This is a genomic window from Methylobacterium sp. XJLW (assembly GCF_003254375.1).
Lineage (GTDB): Bacteria > Pseudomonadota > Alphaproteobacteria > Rhizobiales > Beijerinckiaceae > Methylobacterium > Methylobacterium fujisawaense.
Map to the genome: position 1 here is coordinate 4460153 of NZ_CP016429.1, position 19880 is coordinate 4480032.

The 19880-nt window shown below is 66.6% G+C and carries 9 protein-coding genes; 5 read left to right on the forward strand and 4 right to left on the reverse strand.

The features are described 5' to 3' along the window. Positions 1–186: 186 nt before the first annotated feature. The 3 genes from A3862_RS20750 to A3862_RS31160 all read left to right on the forward strand — a co-directional run bounded on the left by A3862_RS20750 (position 187) and on the right by A3862_RS31160 (position 5978). Positions 187–3867 (forward strand): SIR2 family protein, encoded by a 3681-nt coding sequence (locus tag A3862_RS20750; RefSeq protein ID WP_164706384.1) that lies wholly within the window; start codon positions 187–189, stop codon positions 3865–3867. Between the two features lie 142 nt (positions 3868–4009). Beyond that, entirely contained in the window at positions 4010–4630 is a 621-nt protein-coding gene (locus tag A3862_RS20755; RefSeq protein WP_111473953.1) for a tyrosine-type recombinase/integrase, read from the forward strand. A 307-nt stretch (positions 4631–4937) separates the two neighbouring features. Then, entirely contained in the window at positions 4938–5978 is a 1041-nt protein-coding gene (locus A3862_RS31160) for a hypothetical protein (RefSeq protein ID WP_124263000.1), read from the forward strand. Positions 5979–7405: 1427 nt separating this feature from the next. Here A3862_RS31160 and A3862_RS20770 read toward each other — a convergent pair. Both A3862_RS20770 and A3862_RS20775 read right to left on the reverse strand, forming a co-directional pair. After that, positions 7406–10606 carry a glycosyltransferase family protein gene (locus A3862_RS20770; RefSeq protein WP_043757329.1) on the reverse strand — a complete coding sequence of 1067 codons (3201 nt, stop codon included), beginning with the start codon at positions 10604–10606 and terminating at the stop codon, positions 7406–7408. A gap of 32 nt (positions 10607–10638) precedes the next feature. After that, on the reverse strand, positions 10639–11634 hold the full coding sequence (locus tag A3862_RS20775) for a glycosyltransferase family protein (protein WP_043757326.1): 996 nt from the start codon (positions 11632–11634) through the stop codon (positions 10639–10641). Positions 11635–11876: 242 nt separating this feature from the next. Here A3862_RS20775 and A3862_RS20780 point away from each other — a divergent pair, with 242 nt between their 5' ends. Together A3862_RS20780 and A3862_RS20785 are read left to right on the forward strand one after the other, a co-directional pair. Further along, a complete protein-coding gene (locus tag A3862_RS20780) occupies positions 11877–13499 on the forward strand; it encodes a hypothetical protein (RefSeq protein WP_236961417.1) in 1623 nt (540 codons plus the stop codon). Continuing rightward, positions 13499–15295 carry a glycosyltransferase gene (locus A3862_RS20785; protein WP_052083610.1) on the forward strand — a complete coding sequence of 599 codons (1797 nt, stop codon included), beginning with the start codon at positions 13499–13501 and terminating at the stop codon, positions 15293–15295. The genes A3862_RS20780 and A3862_RS20785 overlap by 1 nt, the downstream gene beginning before the upstream one ends. A gap of 229 nt (positions 15296–15524) precedes the next feature. Here A3862_RS20785 and A3862_RS20790 read toward each other — a convergent pair whose 3' ends face one another. Both A3862_RS20790 and A3862_RS20795 read right to left on the reverse strand, forming a co-directional pair. Then, entirely contained in the window at positions 15525–18686 is a 3162-nt protein-coding gene (locus tag A3862_RS20790; RefSeq protein WP_043757319.1) for an efflux RND transporter permease subunit, read from the reverse strand. Between the two features lie 21 nt (positions 18687–18707). Then, a complete protein-coding gene (locus A3862_RS20795) occupies positions 18708–19874 on the reverse strand; it encodes an efflux RND transporter periplasmic adaptor subunit (protein ID WP_193376723.1) in 1167 nt (388 codons plus the stop codon). Between the last annotated feature and the right edge of the window lie 6 nt (positions 19875–19880).

A 19880-nucleotide genomic window follows, 5' to 3' on the forward strand; every position in this document is an offset into this window, starting at 1 on the left:
CGGGTCTGGCCGAAAGCGACGTGTTTGCTTCGAGCAAGCTGCAAGAGCATCGCCGCTGCGTTATGTCTCGAACCCATGCGATTTACGGCAAACGGCCCTTCCATCCCCAACGAGCTACTCGTCGCGCGGGATGCTGGCGATGTCATCCTCTTCTGCGGCGCCGGGGTAAGCCAGCAAGAGGCGGGGTTGCCGAGCTTCGCCGGGCTCGGACGCGAAGTGATCCGCCTTCTCGGCGCCGCGAAGGACAGCAGAGCTCGCCTCCTGCTCGAACAGGCGCTCGCCCTGGCTCCCATGCCGGGCGTGGGAGGCCTCGTGGCGACCGACCGGGTATTCGGCCTTCTCGAGCGCGAATTCGAAGTTTCCGACGTACGTGCGGCCGTGTCAGAAGCTATCCGCCCACGCCCCGATGCCGGCCTTGGCGCCCATCGCGCACTGCTTGACCTTGCGACCGCCCGCGGCACAACCCGCCTCGTGACGACGAATTTCGACCTCCTGTTCGAGTCGTGCGATCCGACCCTGCCCAGCTCCGGGCCACCGAACTTGCCGGATCCGCGTAGCGACCGCGATTTCCGGGGCGTCGTCCACTTGCATGGCCGCGTGGACGAGGGCTACCGGACGGCTCAGGACGACGAGTTCGTCGTCTCCAGCGCCGATTTCGGGCGAGCCTATCTCTCGCTGGGTTGGGCGACGCGGTTCATCCAAGCGCTGCTGTCGCGGTTTCAGATCCTATTCGTCGGCTACACCGCCGATGACCCGCCGGTGCAGTACCTCCTGGAAGGGCTCAATCTGAGAGCCGGCACCCGCAACCGGCTCTACGCGCTTCAGCATGGCGACGAGCGTTCCGCCGTGGCGCTCTGGGAGCACCGAGGCGTCCAGGCGATCCCATTTGACGACTTCGGAGGCCTTTGGGAAACGCTGGGGGCCTGGGCAGCACGCGCCCGCGATGGACGGGGATGGCACGAAGCGACGTTCGCCAGGGCGGCTTCCGGCCCCAAAGGGCTACTGCCTCATGAGCGTGGGCAGGTCGCTCACATTCTTTCGACCGCCGAAGGCGTACGTCGCGTCGTCTCGGCGGCAAAGCCACTGAACGCGGAATGGCTTCTCGTCGCCGATCCTTCGCAGCGTTACGCGCGCCCGGGCGGAAGCATCCCGGCCGATGACGGCGAGCCGCCCTTCGACCCTTTCGATGCGCTCGGCCTCGATGACGATCCTCCGCCGGCGCCACCGGACCCGGAAAGCTTCCGGCGCGAACGGCCGGTGCCTGCGGACGCCATCGACCTCCTCCGATCGAACACCCTCGACCGCGAGCGAGGTGCGCGAAGCTCGGTCCTTTTGCTCTCAGGGCGAACGGGCGGGTTCGGTGCCGACCTGCCGCCCCGGCTACAGGGGATCGGGGTGTGGCTCCGACAAGTGGCGCACCAGCCCGTTGCCCTGTGGTGGGCAGCGCAACAGCCGGGGCTGCATCCGGCGGTGCTGGAAAATATCGAGAACGCCCTGCTGCACGACGGAGGGCGCTTTCCCCCGCCCATCCTGCGCGGTTGGCGCATGCTGATCGCTGCTTGGGCCGATCGAAGGCCCGATCCGATGATGCTGAAGTACGACATCGAACGCCGGGCGAAACAGGAAGGGTGGAACGCTTCGCTGGTACGGGAGCTTGCCGCCCTCTATCGTCCGCGGCCTACGGCGCAGGCGGCCTACGGCCTCCCGCACCCAATGGCCTGGGATTCTGAGGATCGGACCGAAAACGTCATCCACGTCGACGTCGACTATCCGCACCCGCACGAGGGCATCGATGTTCCCGACACATGGCTTGCGTACGCGGTCTCGTGCTTTCGGGGCAATCTCGATCTATCCATAGCTCTCGAGGAGGAGATCTCCGGGACGGATCGCCTGCATATGCAGACCAGCCGCGGGCCGGATGGTGGCCCCGATCCCTCGGACGACAGCTACGGCATCACGGGCCCTGTCGTGCGCTTTCAGAGACTGATGGCCCGTCTGGCGGCCGTCGATCCTGAGGCGGCGAGGGAGCAGTTTCGTTCCTGGCCGACCCGCGACGAATACGTCTTCGCGCGGCTCCGCATCTGGGCAGCGGGCGCGGGCCTGCTGGACGGAGGGGCGGCGGGCGCCGTCTTTAGATCGCTGCCGGATCGAGTGTTCTGGGGTTCCACTCACGAGCGCGACCTCCTCTATGCCCTGCGCGACCGCTGGCGGGACCTTTCGGACGACGACCGAAGCGTCATGGAGGAGCGTCTCCTACGGGGCTCCTACCCGTGGGACACCGCCGTGCCAGGCAGGGAAGTCGAGCTGGCGGCGTACGACCGGCTGAATCGGCTGCATTGGCTGTCCACCCAGGGGGTGACGTTCAACTTCGACGTGGGCGCGGCGATGGACGCGCAACGGCTCGCCGCGCCACAGTGGACGACGCAGGCGGGAGACAGGGCGGCCGACTCGAATGCGCCGCAGGTGTTCTCCATTGAAAGCGACACACGGCCGGATCCTCTCGACGGGGTTCCCATCGGCGACATTCTGTGCCGATCGGCGGAGCTTCGGGAAACAAACTTCGCGGAGCGGACCGAGCGCGATCCGTTCAGAGGCCTTGCCGCTTCGAAGCCCGTCCGAGCTCTCGCCGCCCTTGCCCATGCCGCCCGCTCCAGCGAGGCACCCAGATGGGCCTGGTCCGCCTTCCTGGGGACTGAGAACCGGCCCTCGGACCCGCCCCGCCTGGTCCGCTCGATCGCGGCACGTTTGTGTACCCTGCCGCCATCAGGGCTCCACGAGATCGCTTACCCGGTTTCCGTATGGATGGAGGCGGTAGGGGAGCGCTTCTTCGAAGATGTGGCGGATGCTCTACCCGGTCTGTGGCGGGCCTTGATGGCCGCCCTCCGCCCGGAAGACGGGGATGGTCGGCGCAGGCTGCATCGGTCCTGGGCGATGGAGGCGCTGAATGCCCCAGTCGGCAAGCTGTTCGGCTTAGCGATGAAGGATCCCGCGACGAAAGAGCTGAAAGCTGGCGCGGGCTTCCCGTCCCATTGGACAACTCTGCTCGACGATCTCCTGACGCTACCCGGTGACTTGCGCCGGCACGCGCTGGTCATGCTCGGATATCAAGTCACCTGGCTCTTCACCATCGATCGGAATTGGACCGAGGGGTGGATGCTTCGGCTCGTGGACGACGACGGCCCGGATGGCGACGCCCTCTGGGAGGGTCTGCTCTGGGCCGCTCGTTTGCCGCCGCGTCCGCTCTACGGACTGGTCAAGAAAGCTTTGTTGGAACGCGCCATCCGCGACGGCAGCAGCGATCGGGAGGACAGGACCACGATCGTCGCGGGTTTCCTGCTCGCCGGTTGGGGCAGCACCGACGACGACGGCACGCCTCTCGTCCTGGACGATGAGCTGCGCGAGACCCTTATCCATGCCAGCAATGAATTCCGCCGACGGCTCTTATGGCAACTTGAGCGATGGTGTACGGAGCCTGAGGCGCCCTGGCGCGATAAGGTGGGGCCCTTCTTCGAGCGAGTTTGGCCGAAGCAGCGGGCCCTGCGTACGCCCGCGATGTCCAGGCAGTTGGCGAACTTCGCGCTCGTGAGCGGCGATCTCATGCCGAGGGTCGTTGCGTCCATCCTGCCGAGGCTGGTTCCGATGCGGGATGCGGCACTGCGCTTGGATACGGGGAACCGAACCGACGAGAGAACGCCGGCGCACGACCACCCAGGCCCGCTTCTCGACTTGCTTTGGGCAGTCCTCGGCGAGGATGCGTCGCTGTGGCCCTACCGGGTCGAGCATTCGCTCGAAGCGCTGGCCCAAGCTCCTGAAACGGCAGCGGATCCAAGGCTTTCCGAGCTTCGCCGGCGCCTGGAGCTGAGGTAGCGAACGACGTGTCTGGATTGGACGCCGGACCGAAGGTCTGATGCCTAGCCGTAGGACAAGGTCCGGTAGTGGCACGCAGCTGTGGCGCGGTCGGGTCGCGTTCGGGGTGCGATGCTGACGGCTCCTCAAACGGAGTCCGATCATGCCGTCAAATAGCGACACCACCCGCCAACCGTGGAACATCGGCCGCTTCATCGGGCCGAAGCCGCCGTTCAAGCCGAAGCACATCTGGGCGATCCGTACCCGCCTGCAGCACGAAGGCCGCACTCGCGACCTCGAGCTGTTCAACACCGCCATCGACAGAAAACTGCGTGGCTGCGATCTCGTCCGCCTGCGCGTGGCTGACGTCTACCTTGGCGATGGCGTCCGCCTGCGCACCACTATCATCCAGCAGAAAACCGGCCGACCCGTACCCTTTGAGCTAACCGAGACCACCCGCGAGACGCTTGCGGCCTGGCTGAAGCTACGAGGGCTGCGGGCCGGCGATTGGCTGTTCCCCAGCCGAAGCCGCCCGGGCGAGCACCTCACGACGCGCCAGTATGGCCGGCTCGTCGACGAGTGGGTGGCGCTGATTGGCCTCGACCCAGCAGGGTACGGCACGCACAGTCTGCGGAGGACTAAAGTCGCGCTGATCTACCGGCGGACCGGCAACCTACGAGCCTGCCAGCTGCTGCTCGGTCATACCAAGCTCGAGAGCGCGGTACGCTACCTCGGCATCGAGCCAGACGATGCGCTGGAGATGTCTGAGCAGACCGACATCTGACACTCACCACGGCGGCCCCTGCGGCCGTCGCACCCACCTCGTTCGTCCGAAAAGGGTGGAAAGTCGAAGTTCGCTGATCCTGGCCGGGAGGTCTGCTGCTCGTCCCAAGGCGGTCACTAAACAGTCGAGCCGCGATGCCCGCCCTCCTTTCAACACACACCCAAGCTAGAGCGGCCCGGCGTATCGCCGGTTATCAGCTGAGCGTGAGTGCTATCAGGGTGATTATGCGAATGGCTCTCAGATGTGATTCGGCTCAGTCGCTCCGCGTCCGAATTGCTAAGCTCAGTTCGCAGATCGTCGGCTCCGCATGACCCTGGTTGCTGGCATCAGCCTGGGCGGCATGCCGGCGTTTATCGGCGATCTGCTGCTTTCGTGGAGATTGCCTGCCCCGGCCGATCTACCAACACGGCCGGAAGAGGCGGTGCAGCCAGGAGATGACGGCTTATTCGCCGTATCGCTGGCGCAGAAGCTCGTTATTGTGCGTCCATACTTTTTATTGGCTTGGGCCGGATCGCAACCAAATGCTGAGCACGTCCTCCGCGAACTAGATCGGCTGCTTCCCAGCGCCTTCGAAGCAATCGACGATCCAACGCCGATTTGGGAGGTTCTAAACAGCTGTGCCGCAGACAGCGAAATGGTTGCGTTGATTATTGGAAACGGGAAGGTTCATCCGCTCGGTATTCGTACCCGCGGCTTCGAGATCGATGGTAAGCGCGTCTACCTATTGGGTTCGGGCGGACCGGCTTTCTTCGATTATCTAACCGCTCATACCGATGTCATGCCCGAGGGAGATTTCGACGGGCTCATGGCGCGTGCGGCAGCGCTCAGATTTGCAGCAAGGGCTATCCAAACACAGTGGATTACCGGTGGTGGTCTGGAGGCTTCATGGGGCGGCGGTTTTGAAGTTGTTTATCCAGAGCCCGACGGCTTCCGGAAGATCGACCGTATCCTACTTAGGGCTTGGCGAATTGACGCTGCCGGCAAATATTTTAATTCAGGCCGGTCGTTTTTTATCCGTTATCATGGTGACGACCTCTACCTGAGCGCATTCAATCCTGGCGAGCGGACTTATGTCGTGGCCTCGCCGATCGGCGCTAGACCTGAACCGCCACCCTTTGAGATCGCGCATGCAGCGTGGACCGTCGACATGTTCGTTCACGAACCGACGGCAAGCCTCGTTGAGTTCGTGCGATTCCATCCAGACGAGCGGCCGACCGACGACTTTGTAGAACTCACCGATGGGATGCTGACGAGATGGTCGATGGATCAGGCCTATGTCGAGCGCTGTGTGCAAACCACTCTCAATCATGCGGGTAATGGGGCCACGTTTCGCATGCATCGATATTAGCTGATCGACGGATTCTGAGGCTAGCAACAGCCGCTTCAGAACGAACCACCGAACCCAGTCGTCGTCCTTCTGCTTCCGCCAACTCCGGACCTAAGCGCTTATGCGAGGCAAGGTCCAAGTTGGGTCGACACCGGACGGACGGTCACCTGAAACTGAATGTCCGCTACCGGGCGGTCAGCTGATGTCCGCTCATGGCGCTTTGCCGACGAAGACTGGTCTATGGCCGAGGCCTAAAGCGAGGGTCCATTCCTTAGAATCTCGGCTCGCTGCGATCTTTTGTGGAGCAACGGAATGCGCCCTTGGCACTGTGCGCAGGATCGTATCAACTGCCTGTGCGCACTCAGCTGAAGCGCGTGTGCAATCAATTACTTGCCTCGGGTATGGCTGTGTTCGTGCTAGGTGAGAATCCTGGCGCCCCAGCCAATTTTTCCAAGCAAAACAGCACCTTCGGGACCGGGACATAACCGCCCCCCCGAAACAGAAGGTGTTTTTCCGGCGCACAAGGGTCGGCACAAACCCGAATGGCCGAGCGATTCCCGGCGCCGGTGACCTGTGCCGTAAGTCCGAGGTGACGGACGAGGAGATCAAGCAGGCCACCGAAGCCGACCTTAAGGACGAGACCGCGAAGCCCTCGCCTTCAAGTCGGGTCACACCGTCGATATGGCCAAGGCAATCGAGACTCACCCACAGGCAAAGACACTGCTCGCGGACAAGGCAACCATCCCCGGCTTGCGCCGCACGATGGTGATGACCGCCCTGATCAGGGGCTTCCCGGACTAGGGATGATTCACAACGACGCCCGCCCGATCAGGGAGGCGGTCGATGCGCTCCGGGCCGCCGCGCCGTCCTCGCGCCGATCGGCGAGGAACTGGAACGCCGGCAGATTGGCGACCTCACCTTGTCGGATTCGGAGTTGTGGCGCTCCGCCGCCAGCCGCGGACGGGTCGAGGACAGCACTTCGCTACAGCCAGGCCCATCCAGAAGGCCCCTGCACCTCGAGGCGCCAGGCCACGTCAGAACATCCACCCGCACGTTCTAACAGTCTGGGGACTGACCTGATCGGCTTTTGCGTCGCGTGGCTGCGTTCGACCCAACGCGGCCGTTCACGCGCGGACCCCGGAAGCGGACGTATGGTCCGCCGCGACACTGGCAGTGTTGCGCCCGATCCAGCCAATCAGGCCGCTTTGGCATCTTCTCCAGAACAGACAATCAAGCTGTCCAGCGCCACGACAGGCCCTGGGCCGCCGAGATCTATCCGGACGTGTGTCGTTCACACGTAGGGCAGATGATCTTGCACAAGGCCCGTCAGTATGGCTCGATCGGACAGTCAGGGCCGTCCAGTCGTGTCAGCGCGACCTCGCAGAAATGGTAGGCTTCAAACGGACATGCTTTCGAAAACGACGCGTTGTGTCGCGTCGCGGCCCTCATCACGAGGGAGCAGCGATCCGAGTTTGGAACAAGGTCGCGAGTATCCGTAGATTCCTGCTGTGCGGCTCAGCGAGCAGAACCGTGCAAGTACTTGGATCGATGTTGGGAATAGACGCGACGATGCGCACGGTCCGCTTATCGATCCTGAGAACCGGCGCGCGCCATGCTTCGCCGGCTGATGTCCGAAGGACGGCGAATAATTCCTTCGGAAGTCTGGGAGACGCGTCCGAAAACTCCACCTCCGCAGCCCAGAGCTGACCGGGCGAAATCGTCGTCGCATCCATATCTTCCGGTAGGCTGTGGCGCAGCGTGATGTTCTGCGGCAGCCCATTGAGGAGCTTGCGGGGTTCAGGAACAAAGCGCGCCAGAGCCTCTGTGTCGGGCGCGATGAATACCGATGCGATGTCATCCAAGACCCGCAATTGATGATCGGCGACTTGGATAAGGGCGAGCGCGTAGTGCCCGAATGCCATTCCCGCCACCTCGATCTGTCCGGTGAAACCGGATGTCGCGGCGGCCGGTTCTCCGTACCATTTGGCGACGTCCGGCCGGAGATCGCTCTGCAGGGTGACCCACGATGTTCCGCATCTTCCAGTCAGCCGCAGGTAGAGCGCCTTGGGCGCGGGTCCGGAGATGTGCAACCATCCGCGCAGGAAAATGGACCCTTGCGCCACCGGCGAGAGATCCAGACTTCTGTTCAGGCGATCGTCGGCGCGCATCACGTCGAGGCTCCAGCCGCATTCGCTGCGTCTGATCGGCCTAAGAGGCAGACGGCGGAACGCATCGGGCAGGTCCGGCATCGGCCGAACGTGCGTGCTCGCGACGGCAGCGAGCGGCGTGGCCGCGGGGTGGGCCGCCTCGTCCCACTGGATCGCGGCGCTGGTCCACGACGGCGCGTTCGTTCGGAAGCCGAGGCTCTCAAGCCGCAGGTCGAACCCGTTCCGCAAGTGGCTGGGAATCCTGTTGTGGCGAACGGGCCGTGCCGCGATCAGGCGATCATAGAGCGCGCGGACCGTTTCGAGATGGTCGTCCACGGAGGGGAAGGACTTCTGTGCGATGGCTGCCTGCATCCGGGCCAAGCGGGCACGATCGTAGTGGAGCCCGATGAGGCGGTTGCGGACGGAGCCGGGATCGTCTGGCGACACCTTGTACCCGTCGACGCCATCCTGAACGCGCTCGGCCAAGGCACCGATATCGGTGACGATCGGGACGAGGCCGGCCTGCCACGCCTCGGTCAGCGCGATCACGAACGTTTCCGGCCACGTCGAGAGATGCAACGAGACATCGCACCCGGCCATCAGACCTCCGATGGCATGCTGCTCGTAGGAACCCGTGACGCTGACCTGATCCGGCCGGAAGGTCGCGATCAAATCGCGGTACTGGTCCTCGATCCTGCCGATCACCTTGAAGTGGATCGGATAAGCCTCACAACTCCGGATCAGGTTGATCGCCTGCAGGCCGCCTTTGTGGGCCGCGAAATTGCCCAGGATCGCTACGGTCAGCCGATCGGTGTCGCGCTTTCGCTTCAGACCGGACCCCACGCTTGGGACTGGGGCACTCGGTGCCACCATTGCGATCTCGCAGAGCCGCTCCGCGGGGAGGCCGGGGAAGAAGCGCTGGAGGTAGCGCGCCGTCTCAGGGGTACTCGTGACGAAGGCATCGATTGCCTCGGTCACCAAGGTCATCATGCCGTCGCGCCGGGCCTTTGAGCCGGGCGGGTAGTTGTTTGCCGCCACCAGGCAGGCGTCGCACTGATCCGCGCCACGGTTGACCACGTCGCAGAAGCGGCCAGCATGATCGAGAAGCAGCCAGCGCTCGCAGATCAGGAAATGATCGTGCAGGTGGTAGACGGTGGGAACGCCGCAGGCCCGCGCGATGAGAGGCAGCGACAGCGGGACATGCATCAGGTGATGGATGTGGACGAGGTCGATCTGATGCTCGAACAGGATTCGCTGGAACAATCCCTCGACGAACGGATCCGTCGAGAGCGGTGGCGTGACGGCGCCGCAGGCGTACGATTCCGCGATCCCGGGGCCTTCGAGCCGCAGCGACCAGCATCCATCGTCGACCACGGGAAACAGGAACAGGATCCGATAGGGCTCCCCGAGTTCGGTCAGCAGTTCCTGGTAGACTTCGACACCGCCGCCGGGGCGATATCCCATTCGGTTGTGGGTGAGCATCAGGACCGTGCGGACGGGCGTCGTCCCGTGGAGGGGCCGTAGCGTCTGCGTCCGCCGGTCTTCCACTACGGCATCCAGGATGGTCGCGACACGGTGATCATAAAGGTGCTCGGCCTGGGTCCGCGCCTGAGCGGCACGCGCGCGTTCGATGCGGCGCTCAGGCGAAGTCAGGGCCGCCTCAATCGCCTCGATGGCCGCAGCTTCGTCGCTGCAGAGTGCAATCTCAGAGCCGGGCGCATAATATTCGGCTGTCTCCGGTTCGGGCGAAACCACGACCTGATAGCCGCCAGCGAGGGCTGTCTCGAATAGCCGCGGCGGCGGCGTTGAGCCGGTCGCCTGATCGGCGCGCGCGGATGAGAAGCTTCGCGGCAGGGTCAGCACGACCCGGCTGCGGTTGGCCAGCAGAGCGAAGTCGCGATTCCCGCACCGCCAGTCGGTGACGAGGGTCTCATCCTCGAGTGCGGGCTGTCCGATGTGCTCGTTCCACGGCAGGGCCAGTTTGAATTTCACGTCCCGCGGCAGTCTCGCCGAGAGTGCGTTCAGCGTTGCGACCCGGTTCGGCCACGCCGTTCCGATGAAAAGGAGGTCGTAGCGGTAGCGCGTGTCGTCATCGAGCACTGCCAGATCGTGAAAGATCGACGAGGCGGCCAGCGGGAGGTGTCGTGCCCGCCCGCCATAGGCCGGAACGCTGGCCCGGTCATTGGTGAAGACAAGATCGAAAGTCTTCGCGCCGCGCACGTTCGCCTCAAGCTCGTACGGGTCTTCTGTGGTCCAGAGCACGCTGGTTCGGGCGAGGCCTGCGAGCCGGCCGACGACGTGCGCATGCGCTCGGGCGCCCCCAAAAGCGACCAGCGTGTCGAACCCCTGCTCGGCGAAGGTGATCAAAGCGTCCGCATGTCCGGCGACATGGACGCGTCTAACGGCAGGATGACGGCGGAGCGCGTCCGCGATGGCAAGCACGAGATAGCGATTATGCGTCCGCGGCTCAGTATCGAGCAACAGGATCGACAGGTCGGACATGTTAACGTTCGTCTGTGTACGCGGCGACGGGCTCAGGCCGGAACCGTCAGGCGGCTGAAATCGAGCAGACGCGCCGCGCGATGCCGGTATGTGTGCTCGCGGAGCGCGCGCGCCTGCGCGCGACGCGCAATCGTCTCAATCGCCTCGGGCTCATCGAGCGACCGCTCGATGGCACGCGCGATGTCGCCTGCGCCATCAACCAGCAGAATCTCCGTGTCCGGCTCGAAATGCTCGCAGATCTCCAGGCCCGTGACGAAGAAGGCCTGCGTGGAGCCCGACAGGGCGACTTCGAAGGTCCGCGGTCCCGGCGTCGCCTGCGGGAGCGACAATCGGCGATTGGCCACGTCGAGGTCTCGGCCGATGTTGAGCGTCAGCCGGGCCGCGGCGGCATAGTCCGCCATCTGCGCGGGTGTCAGTCGGCGATTCACCGCGCAACGGAGTGTGTCCGGCCATCCGGCACCCAGGATCTCGACGACGTGGCGGGATAGGAAGTCGTCGATCTGACGCATCAGGGCGATGCGGTTCGGATAGGCGACGCCGCAGAAGAACATGACCGTCTCCCGTTCGGCCACCGGGCAAATGGGCCTGAAATGGCGGTTGGGGGCTGCGGCCAGAGGGAGGTGATGGATGTCGGGGTGCCGATAGTGCTGTGCCGCCCAGGAATCGTTGCTCACGACGATGTCGGCGTAGAGGTCAGCCTTGAAGGCATAGTCGAATTCGTACGGGTCGTCCGTCAGCCAGAATATGAGGACCGCACCGACAGCATCCGCGGCCCTGCGAAGTTCACGCAGGTCCGACAGATCAGGCACGAGACTTCCGACCGCCACCACCACATCCGGGCGGGACGCTCTGATCACGGATACCGCCAGTTCCAGTGGCGATTGGACGACTCGCTCGACGCCGAGGAGTTCGGCAAAGCCCTCCGCGAGGTCGCTTCGGATTCCAGGATTTCTGTTGAGCGTATCAGGGAAGGTGCTCGTCACCAGCACGCGCGGGCCGGCCAACGAGATGGCGCTGACGAAATTCATCCCTATTGACCTCGACGGGACAGGCCGGTTTTGCTTGTAGCTTAACGCTTATTATAAGTAGACACGAAACCGTCACATGTCCATTTCGGACTTAGATTCCGCTCAACCAAAGTGCGGCAGGGAAAATTTGGAACAATTGGTATTGGCATTCAGGAAACATGCGGCGGGATAATTTGGCAATATGCCCATCTGTTCTGCCGGACGGGCGGGGCGCGGACATGATGCGCCCATTCTCCTCGTGGTTGACCGGCAGCCTGCTGGTGCTGGGCTCGAAGCCGCACGCCTATGCCAGAGCAGGCTGTGCGCCTGGCGTGTCCGTGGTCACCACAGCGGACGGAAACGATCTATCGGCCTCGGTACGTTTCGACGCGGTCTTGCTGCTCGATTTCCTGCCACATCACGCTGTCGGCGCAGGGCGCAGGCTCGAGGCGTCCATCACATGGGCCCGCGCGCGGCTGCGGCCGGGGGGGCGATTGATTCTGGCGATCGACAATGCCCTGTCGCTGAACGGGTTCGCTCATGGCGCCGAGGCGCCTGGACGGGGCGGCTTTCCGAGTCTCGAGGGATCGTCCGGGCCGAACGGTCTCCGATTGCCGACGCGGGTTGGTCTTCGACGGTCGCTCCAGACCTGTGGCCTGATCCATCAGGCGTGGTGGTTTCCGTTTCCGGACCGGGCGCAGCCCGTGAGCCTCGTCGCCGAGCGGGGTCTGGCTCGGCAGAGCGGCTTCGATCCCGGAGCGCTTGCCATCGGTGCGGCCGGGCCGGAGCCCGGTTCCGGCGACGAGGCGCTGTTTTCGCTGCGGCGCGCCTGGAGACAGGTGGTCGATGAGGGGCTTGCCGCCGACCTCGCGCCCGCCTTTCTGGTCGCTGCCTCAGAGGAACCGCTGCCGCAGGATGATCGTCTAGCGATCCATATCGGACTGCGCCGGCGTCCGGAATTCGAGCGGCTGGTGACCTTCGTGGCAGCGGGGTCGCAGATCCACGTGCGCCGGACGCGTCGGTATCCCGACCTTTCCCCGCACGTCGACGGGGTGGTGAACCTCCTGCCGTCGGAAGCCTACGTTCCGGGGCCGCTCTGGTCGTCAGCGCTCGACGCGCAACTGGCACGGGACGGGTGGTGCCTGGACGCAGTGGCTGCCTGGGCCGGGACCTGGCTCGAGGCCGTGTCGCGCAGCTTCGTGGCCGGCGCAGCGCTGAAGCCCGAGACGATCCTGCCGGGATCAGCCCTCGACGCGATCCCGAAAAATCTTGTTGCGGGGCCCATCAACACCTTCATCGACTTGGAATGGGACCTCGGCGCCCCTCTGGATCAGGGGCACCTCGCCGTGCGCGGCCTCGTCAACGCTCTGATCGACGTGCCGGACTGGGGGCGATCCGGATCGTCCGGACTGACGCTGCTGGACGCCCTTCAGGCCTTGCTGCCGCGGCTCGGGCTCGCCCTGGATGACGCGCAGCTTGCCGACCGTCTCGCCCGGGAGAGCCGCTTTCAGTCGATCGTCAGCGGCCATGCGACGGAGCGCGGCCTCGGCTGGGCCGCGGCGACGCGCCTTCCCGCCGGCGGCTCGGCGGAGGCCCGCGCAGTCCAGGCGGGTTCGCCCAGGGCGATCGATGACGCCGCCGCGGAGATCGCGCGCTTGCGTGAGGAGAACGATGCCTTGCGCGCAGCGCGTGCGCTCGACGCCGCAGCGCACGAGGCGGCCGGACTGGAGAGCGTCCGCCGCACCGACCGCGTGATCGCCTACGCGGCCGAGCTTCATCGCGCGCGCGACCAGCTTGAGGCGACGCTTGCCGCTCGTCTCGCGCCATCCGGCCGCGTCGGCCGCCTGCCATTACGCCTCCGGCGCCTGCTTGGAAGACCGACCTGATGCGGCTGCTCGTGGCCTGCGATCACCTTGCGCTGACCGGCGGCCTTTTGCGCTTCGAGCGGGTCGGGCGCGTCCTTGTCCGCCGCGGGCACGACCTGGCCTTCCTGGCCCTGGGCTCAGGCGAGGACGGCTTCGAGACACAGCTCCGTGTCCTGCACCTCGAGGACGCGGCCCGTGAACATTGGGACGCCGTCATGGTGCCGGGAGGCGGCTTTCCGGATGCCACGATCGCGCGCTTCGCGGATCTGAGGGCCCCTCATTTCGGCGTGCGCGTGCAACATCTCCTCAACGGTCCGGTGCGGCGGGATGCCTATGCGCGCGTCACGCGGACCTTCGCGCCGGATCTCATCGTGGCGAACAACGACCACTGGGGTGATGCGGATCTCGACGCCTTGGGGCATCCGTGGCGCCGTCTCATCGGTGCGGTCGATGCGGGCCTGTTCGCGCCGCCTGTCCTGAGACCTGCGCGAGGTGTCCGCCACAGGCTCGGAGGCATCGCCAACAAGCGCCCCGCGGCCCAGCTCGCCGCCCTCGACAGGCTCGGCGATGCATGGGCGTTGCACTGGTTCGGACGGCCGGACTGGGGGCTCGTGGGCGCGCGTGCCGATCTGGTCGCCTCGGGCCGCCTCAACGTGCACGGGCCGCTGCGCGAGGCCGACCTGCCGGCGTGGTACCACGGGCTCGACGCCTTCTGTAGTGCCGAAGCGCATGCCGGCTGGTGCAACCCGGCCGCGGAAGCCATGGCCTGCGGCACGCCGCTCGTCACGACCGTGCACGGCACGCTGGCCTTCGCCAAGGACGCCGTGACCGCCCAAGTGGTTCCGGACGGTTCCGACGAGGCACTCGGGGCGGCCATCGCGGAGGCGGCGGACCGGATCGTCGCCGATCCGGCTGGGGCAGCGGTCCGCGCGGAGGCGGGTCGCGCGCGCATCCGGGCGCTGGACTGGGACACCTACGCCGATGGACTCCTTCGCGCCATCGCAGACGCCGTGTCCTCGCGCGCGCAGCGGGCCGCCGCAGCCCGGCCGCCCGAGACGCCCACCCGCGAGACCGTGCAGCGCCTCTCAGACCTTGCGACCGCCGAAGGCCCGTTGCCGGATGATTTCGATGCGCTGGGCTACATCCAACTGCATCCGGACCTCGCGGCGCTGTTCGAGCATCCCTGGCAGGGGCGCTTGCACTACCTAGAGCACGGCCGGCGAGAAGGGCGGATCTACCCATCGAACCTCACGCGGGCACAGCAGAAAGCCGCTCAGGCCTCGCGGATCGCGCTCGCCGTGGACGGATTGGACGGCTCCGGCAAGTCAAGCATCGCGCGGCACGTCGCCGAGGCTATCGGCGCGACCGTGCTGCACCCGTTCGGCGGTCAGGTCGGCGCCATCATGGTCCACCTCGCCCGGACCGGTCAGCACGCCCTCGCCGACGACGTGGCTCATGCCGCGGTTGCGACGGCGATTGCCAACGCACCGCCGGGGCCCGTCGTCTTCGATCGGCACTGGTTCACGGCCTCGCAGCTCTTGTCGCCCGCCTTCCGTCCCGGCTGGGACCCGCGCCCGTTCACCGTCATGTGCTGGGCCGATCGACCCACCACCATCGCCCGGATGGTCGCGCGCGGCACTCCCAACCCGTCCCAGCACATGACCGAGGCCCGAATCGTCGGCTACCGGGCGCTCGCGGACGAGTTGAACGTGCCGCTGCTCGACACCTCACGCATCACGCCCGAGGAGGGAGCGGCGCAGGTGCTGGCAATGCTGGCAAGGTCCGCACCGCATGCCACGGCCAGCAGAAGCCGGTAACATCCTGTCCGCTGTTCTGGCCGACCTCCCCTGCAGTGGGCGGTCGGTTTTCGGCCAGACTAGGCCATGCCGGATCGCCGGTGCGCGCAAGACCTGTCGTTTGGCTTGCGCCCATACCGGAAACTCTAGTCGTCCAAATCACGGCCGCGAAGCAGACGTCACGATGGGTGGAGGTCACGGTGCCGGACAGCGCCTCATTGAGTGGGGGCCCGATCCCGATTGATCATCCTCAGGGCACGGGGATGCCGCGCCGCCCGGGTGCGACCGGCCGGGCGGGATCGACCTGCCGTCGGCCGGCTGCCCGAGATCCGAATGCTCGCCCGATCAGGACGTAGAAGAGCGGCGTGACGAAGACCGCCAGCACGGTCGCCGTGACCATGCCGCCGAGCACGCCCGTCCCGATAGCTCGCTGGCTGTTCATGCTGGCCCCGGTCGCGACGGCGAGCGGCACGACGCCGAGAATGAAGGCAAACGAGGTCATCACGATGGGGCGGAAGCGCAGCTGGCACGCCTCCAGCGCCGCCTCCTTCACCGATACGCCTTTCGCCACGAGATCCTTGGCCACCTCGATGATGAGGATCGCGTTCTTCGCGGTCAGGCCGATCACCGTGATCAGGCCGACCTTGAAGTAGACGTCGTTCGGCATGTCGCGCATGAGCATCGCGAAGACCGCACCGACCACGCCGGTCGGTACCACGAGCAGCACGGCGAGGGGGATCGACCAGCTCTCGTAGAGTGCGGCGAGGCAGAGGAAGACGCAGACCAGGGCCAGAGCGAGCAGGTAGATGGCCTGCGACCCCGATAGCTTCTCCTGCAGCGACTGCCCGGTCCAGGCGAAGTCGAACCCCGGCGGGAGTTGCCCGGCGAGGCGTTCCATCTCGGCCATCGCGTCGCCACTGGCGTAGCCCGGCGCGGCACTGCCGGAGATCTTGATGCTCGGGTAGCCGTTGAAGCCCACGACCTGCGACGGTCCCATCGTCCACTCCACCCGGGCGAAGGATTGCAGCGGCACCATCTGCCCCTTGGCGTTGCGGACGTTCAGGTCGAGCAGGTCCTCCGCCTTCATGCGCCGGGACGCCTCGGCCTGGACGATGACCCGCTGCATCCGCGCCTGGTTCGGGAAGTCGTTGACGTAGGCCGAGCCGAGGCTCGTCGAGAGCGCGTCGTTGATGTCGGCGAAGGTCACGCCGAGCGCATTCGCCTTCTGCCGGTCGAGGATGAGCTCGATCTGCGGTGCGGTCGGCAGGCCCTCGACATAGACGCCCTGCAGGATCGGGCTCCGGCTCGCCGCCTTCAGCAACTGGTCGCGCGCGGCCGCCAGCGCCGCATGACCCTGCTGGCCCTTGTCCTGGAGGCGGAAGGCGAAGCCGCTGGAATTGCCCAGCGAGTCGATGGCCGGCGGCGACAGCGACATGGCGATGGCGTCGGGCAGGCCGCCGAGGGCGGCATTGGCGCGGGCCGTGATGGCGTCGGCGCCGTCGTCCGACCCGCGCTCGCCCCAGGGCTTCAGTCCGACGAAGTTGAGGGCCGCGTTCTGTCCCTGGCCCGAGAAGCCGAATCCGAGAAGTAGCGTCTGGCTGTCGATGCCGGGCTCTTTGGCGAAGTGCTCCTCGATCCGCTTGGCCACGTCGAGGGTGCGGCCGGTGGCCGATTCCGGCGGCGTCTGCGCGTCGACGATGACGTAGCCCTGGTCCTCGATGGGCAGGAAGCTTCCCGGCATGCGCAGGTAGCCCCAACCGAGGGCGGCGACGAGGAGGGCGTAGACGAGCAGCGCCCGCACGGGCCGGCGCAGCACGCTAGCCACACCCGACCGATAGGCTTCCGTGCCGGAGCGGAAGCGGCGGTCGAACCAGCCGAAGAAGCCGCGCTTGTCGTGGCCGTGACCCTTCTCGACGGGCTTCAGCAGCGTGGCGCAGAGGGCGGGTGTCAGGGACAGGGCCAGGAAGGCCGAGAAGGCGATGGAGGTCGCCATGCTCACGGCGAACTGCCGGTAGATGACCCCGACCGAGCCCGGGAAGAAGGCGAGCGGCACGAAGACGGCGATCAGAACCGCGGTGATGCCGACGATGGCGCCGGTGATCTGGCCCATGGCTTTCCGGGTCGCCTCCCGCGGCGGCAGTCCCTCCTCGGCCATGATGCGCTCGACGTTCTCGACCACGACGATGGCGTCGTCGACGAGGATGCCGATGGCCAGCACCATGCCGAACATGGTCAGCACGTTGATCGAGAAACCGGCGACGAGCAGCACGCCGCAGGTGCCGAGCAACGCCACCGGCACGACGATGGTCGGGATGAGCGTGTAGCGGACGTTCTGCAGGAACAGGAACATCACGGCGAAGACGAGCGCCATCGCCTCGGCGAGCGTCACCAGTACCTTCCTGATCGACGCCTCGACAAACGGCGTGGTGTCGTAGGGCACCGTCACCCGCACGTTTGCCGGCAGGGTCCGCTGCAGCTGGGCGAGCTTCGCCCGCACGCCGGTGGCGGCGGCGAGCGCGTTGGCGCCCGGGGCGAGCTGGATGCCGATGCCGGCGGCGGGTCGCCCGTCGAGGCGGGTCTGCATCGCGTAGGACTGGCCGCCGAGTTCGACCTCGGCCACGTCGCGCAGGCGCACGAGCGAGCCGTCGGCGTTGGCGCGCAGCACGATCTCCCCGAACTCGGCGGGCGTGGTGAGTTGCCCCTTCACCAGCACGTTGGCGGCGATGCGCTGATCCGGCGTCGCCGGCTGCGCGCCAACGATGCCGGAGGCGACCTGCGCGTTCTGCGCGCCGACGGCGGCCGTCACGTCACTTGGCGTCATCCCGAACCCGACGAGCTTGACCGGGTCGATCCAGATCCGCAGCGCCTTCTCGGAGGAGAACAGGGTGGCGCGGCCGACGCCCGGCACCCGCCGCAACTCGCCGAGCAGGCGGCGGGCGGCGATGTCGCCGAGGTCGGTCTCGCTGAGGGAGCCGTCCTTGGAGGAGACGGTGACGAACTGGAGGAAGCTGGTGCTGGCCTCCTCGACGGTGACGCCCTGCTGGGTCACCGCCCGGGGCAGGCGCGCCTCGATGCGCTTGATGCGGTTCTGCACCGCCACGGTGGCCTTCGACGGGTCCGAGCCCGGCGCGAAGGAGGCCGTGATCTGCGCCATGCCGGAGGTGTCGCTGGTGCTCTCGAAATACATCAGCCCCGGGATGCCGTTGAGCTCCTCCTCGATGATGCGGGTGACGCCGTCGTAGAGCCGCTCGGGCGGGGCGCCCGGGTAGGTCGCGGTCACCTGGATCGTGACCGGGGCCACGTCCGGGTATTGCGAGACCGGCAGGGAGGCGATGGAGATCGCGCCCACCAGCATGATGAAGATGGAGATCGCCCAGGCGAAGATCGGGCGCGAGATGAAGAAGCGGCTCATGTCGGTTCGATCCCGGCGACGTCAGGGCTTGGTGGCGGCGGCCGTCCGGGCGGTCTGCCAAGGCATGGGGTTCACCGCCATGCCGGGCTGCAGCCTCTGAAAGCCCTCGACCACGACGGTGTCCCCGGCCCTGAGGCCCTCCTCGACGATCCAGCCGGAGTCCGTCAGCGCCCCCGCCCTGACGGGGCGCAGGGCGGCCGTCCTGTCCTCACCGACGACGTAGACCTGCGCGACGCCGGCGCTGCTACGCTGGATGGCCTGGGCCGGGACGATGACCGCGCCCGGCAATTCCCCCTGCGCGACGCGGACGCGGACGTAGGTGCCCGGCAGTAGGGCGACCTTCGGGTTGGGGAAGCTGGCCCGCAGCGAGACCTGCCCGGTGCCGGGGTCGACGCTCACATCCGTGAACAGCAGACGCCCGGCGTCGGGGTGGAGCGAGCCGTCCGGCAGGACCAGGCGTACCTTCGTCTCCCCCTGTCCCGGACCGAGGCCGGCGAGCCGCCCGGCGTCGGCGGCGGAAGCGTTGAAGTCGGCGAAGATCGGGTCGACCTGCTGGATCAGCGCGAGCTTCGTCGCTTCGCCCTGGCCCACGAGGGCGCCCTCCGTGACCATGGCCCGGCCGATGCGGCCGGCGATGGGCGCGCGGACGGTCGCGTAGTCGAGGTCGATCCGGGCCCGAGCGAGTTGCGCCTTCGCGCTCGCGACGTCGGCCTCGGCCTGCCGCAGGGCGGCGGTGGTGATGTCGTGCTGGGCGGTGCTGGCCGCCTGGCGCTCCAGCAGCGTCTCGGTGCGCTCCGATTGCCGCAGTGCCTGCACCCGCGTGGCCTCGGCCCGGTCGAGGGCGGCGGACTTGGCATCGACCTCGGCCCGGTACACGGCGGGGTCGATGCGGAACAGGACGTCGCCCTTCCTGACGAGGCTGCCTTCCTCGAAGGCGCGCTCCTGGATGATGCCGGCGACCTGAGCCCTGACCTCGGCGACCCGCGTCGAGGCCAGGCGCCCCGGCAGGTCGAGGGTGCGCGGCACCGTCGCCGCCTCGGCCGTGACGGTCGAGACATCGGGGGGCGGACCCGCGATTCCGGAACCGCCTGCCGCCTGGCCGTCCGCAGCCGGCTTGCAGCCTTGCAGGATGAGGGCGACCGCGAGGGCGAGGGCCGGCATCCGCCGCATGTGTGTGCTCGGAGACATGGAATC

Coding starts and splice junctions, on each gene's coding strand:
- A3862_RS20755 (WP_111473953.1), top strand. CDS start 4,010: ATGCCGTCAAATAGCGACACCACCCGCCAACCGTGGAACATCGGCCGC.
- A3862_RS31160 (WP_124263000.1), top strand. CDS start 4,938: ATGACCCTGGTTGCTGGCATCAGCCTGGGCGGCATGCCGGCGTTTATC.
- A3862_RS20770 (WP_043757329.1), bottom strand. CDS start 10,606: ATGTCCGACCTGTCGATCCTGTTGCTCGATACTGAGCCGCGGACGCAT.
- A3862_RS20775 (WP_043757326.1), bottom strand. CDS start 11,634: ATGAATTTCGTCAGCGCCATCTCGTTGGCCGGCCCGCGCGTGCTGGTG.
- A3862_RS20785 (WP_052083610.1), top strand. CDS start 13,499: ATGCGGCTGCTCGTGGCCTGCGATCACCTTGCGCTGACCGGCGGCCTT.
- A3862_RS20790 (WP_043757319.1), bottom strand. CDS start 18,686: ATGAGCCGCTTCTTCATCTCGCGCCCGATCTTCGCCTGGGCGATCTCC.
- A3862_RS20795 (WP_193376723.1), bottom strand. CDS start 19,874: ATGTCTCCGAGCACACACATGCGGCGGATGCCGGCCCTCGCCCTCGCG.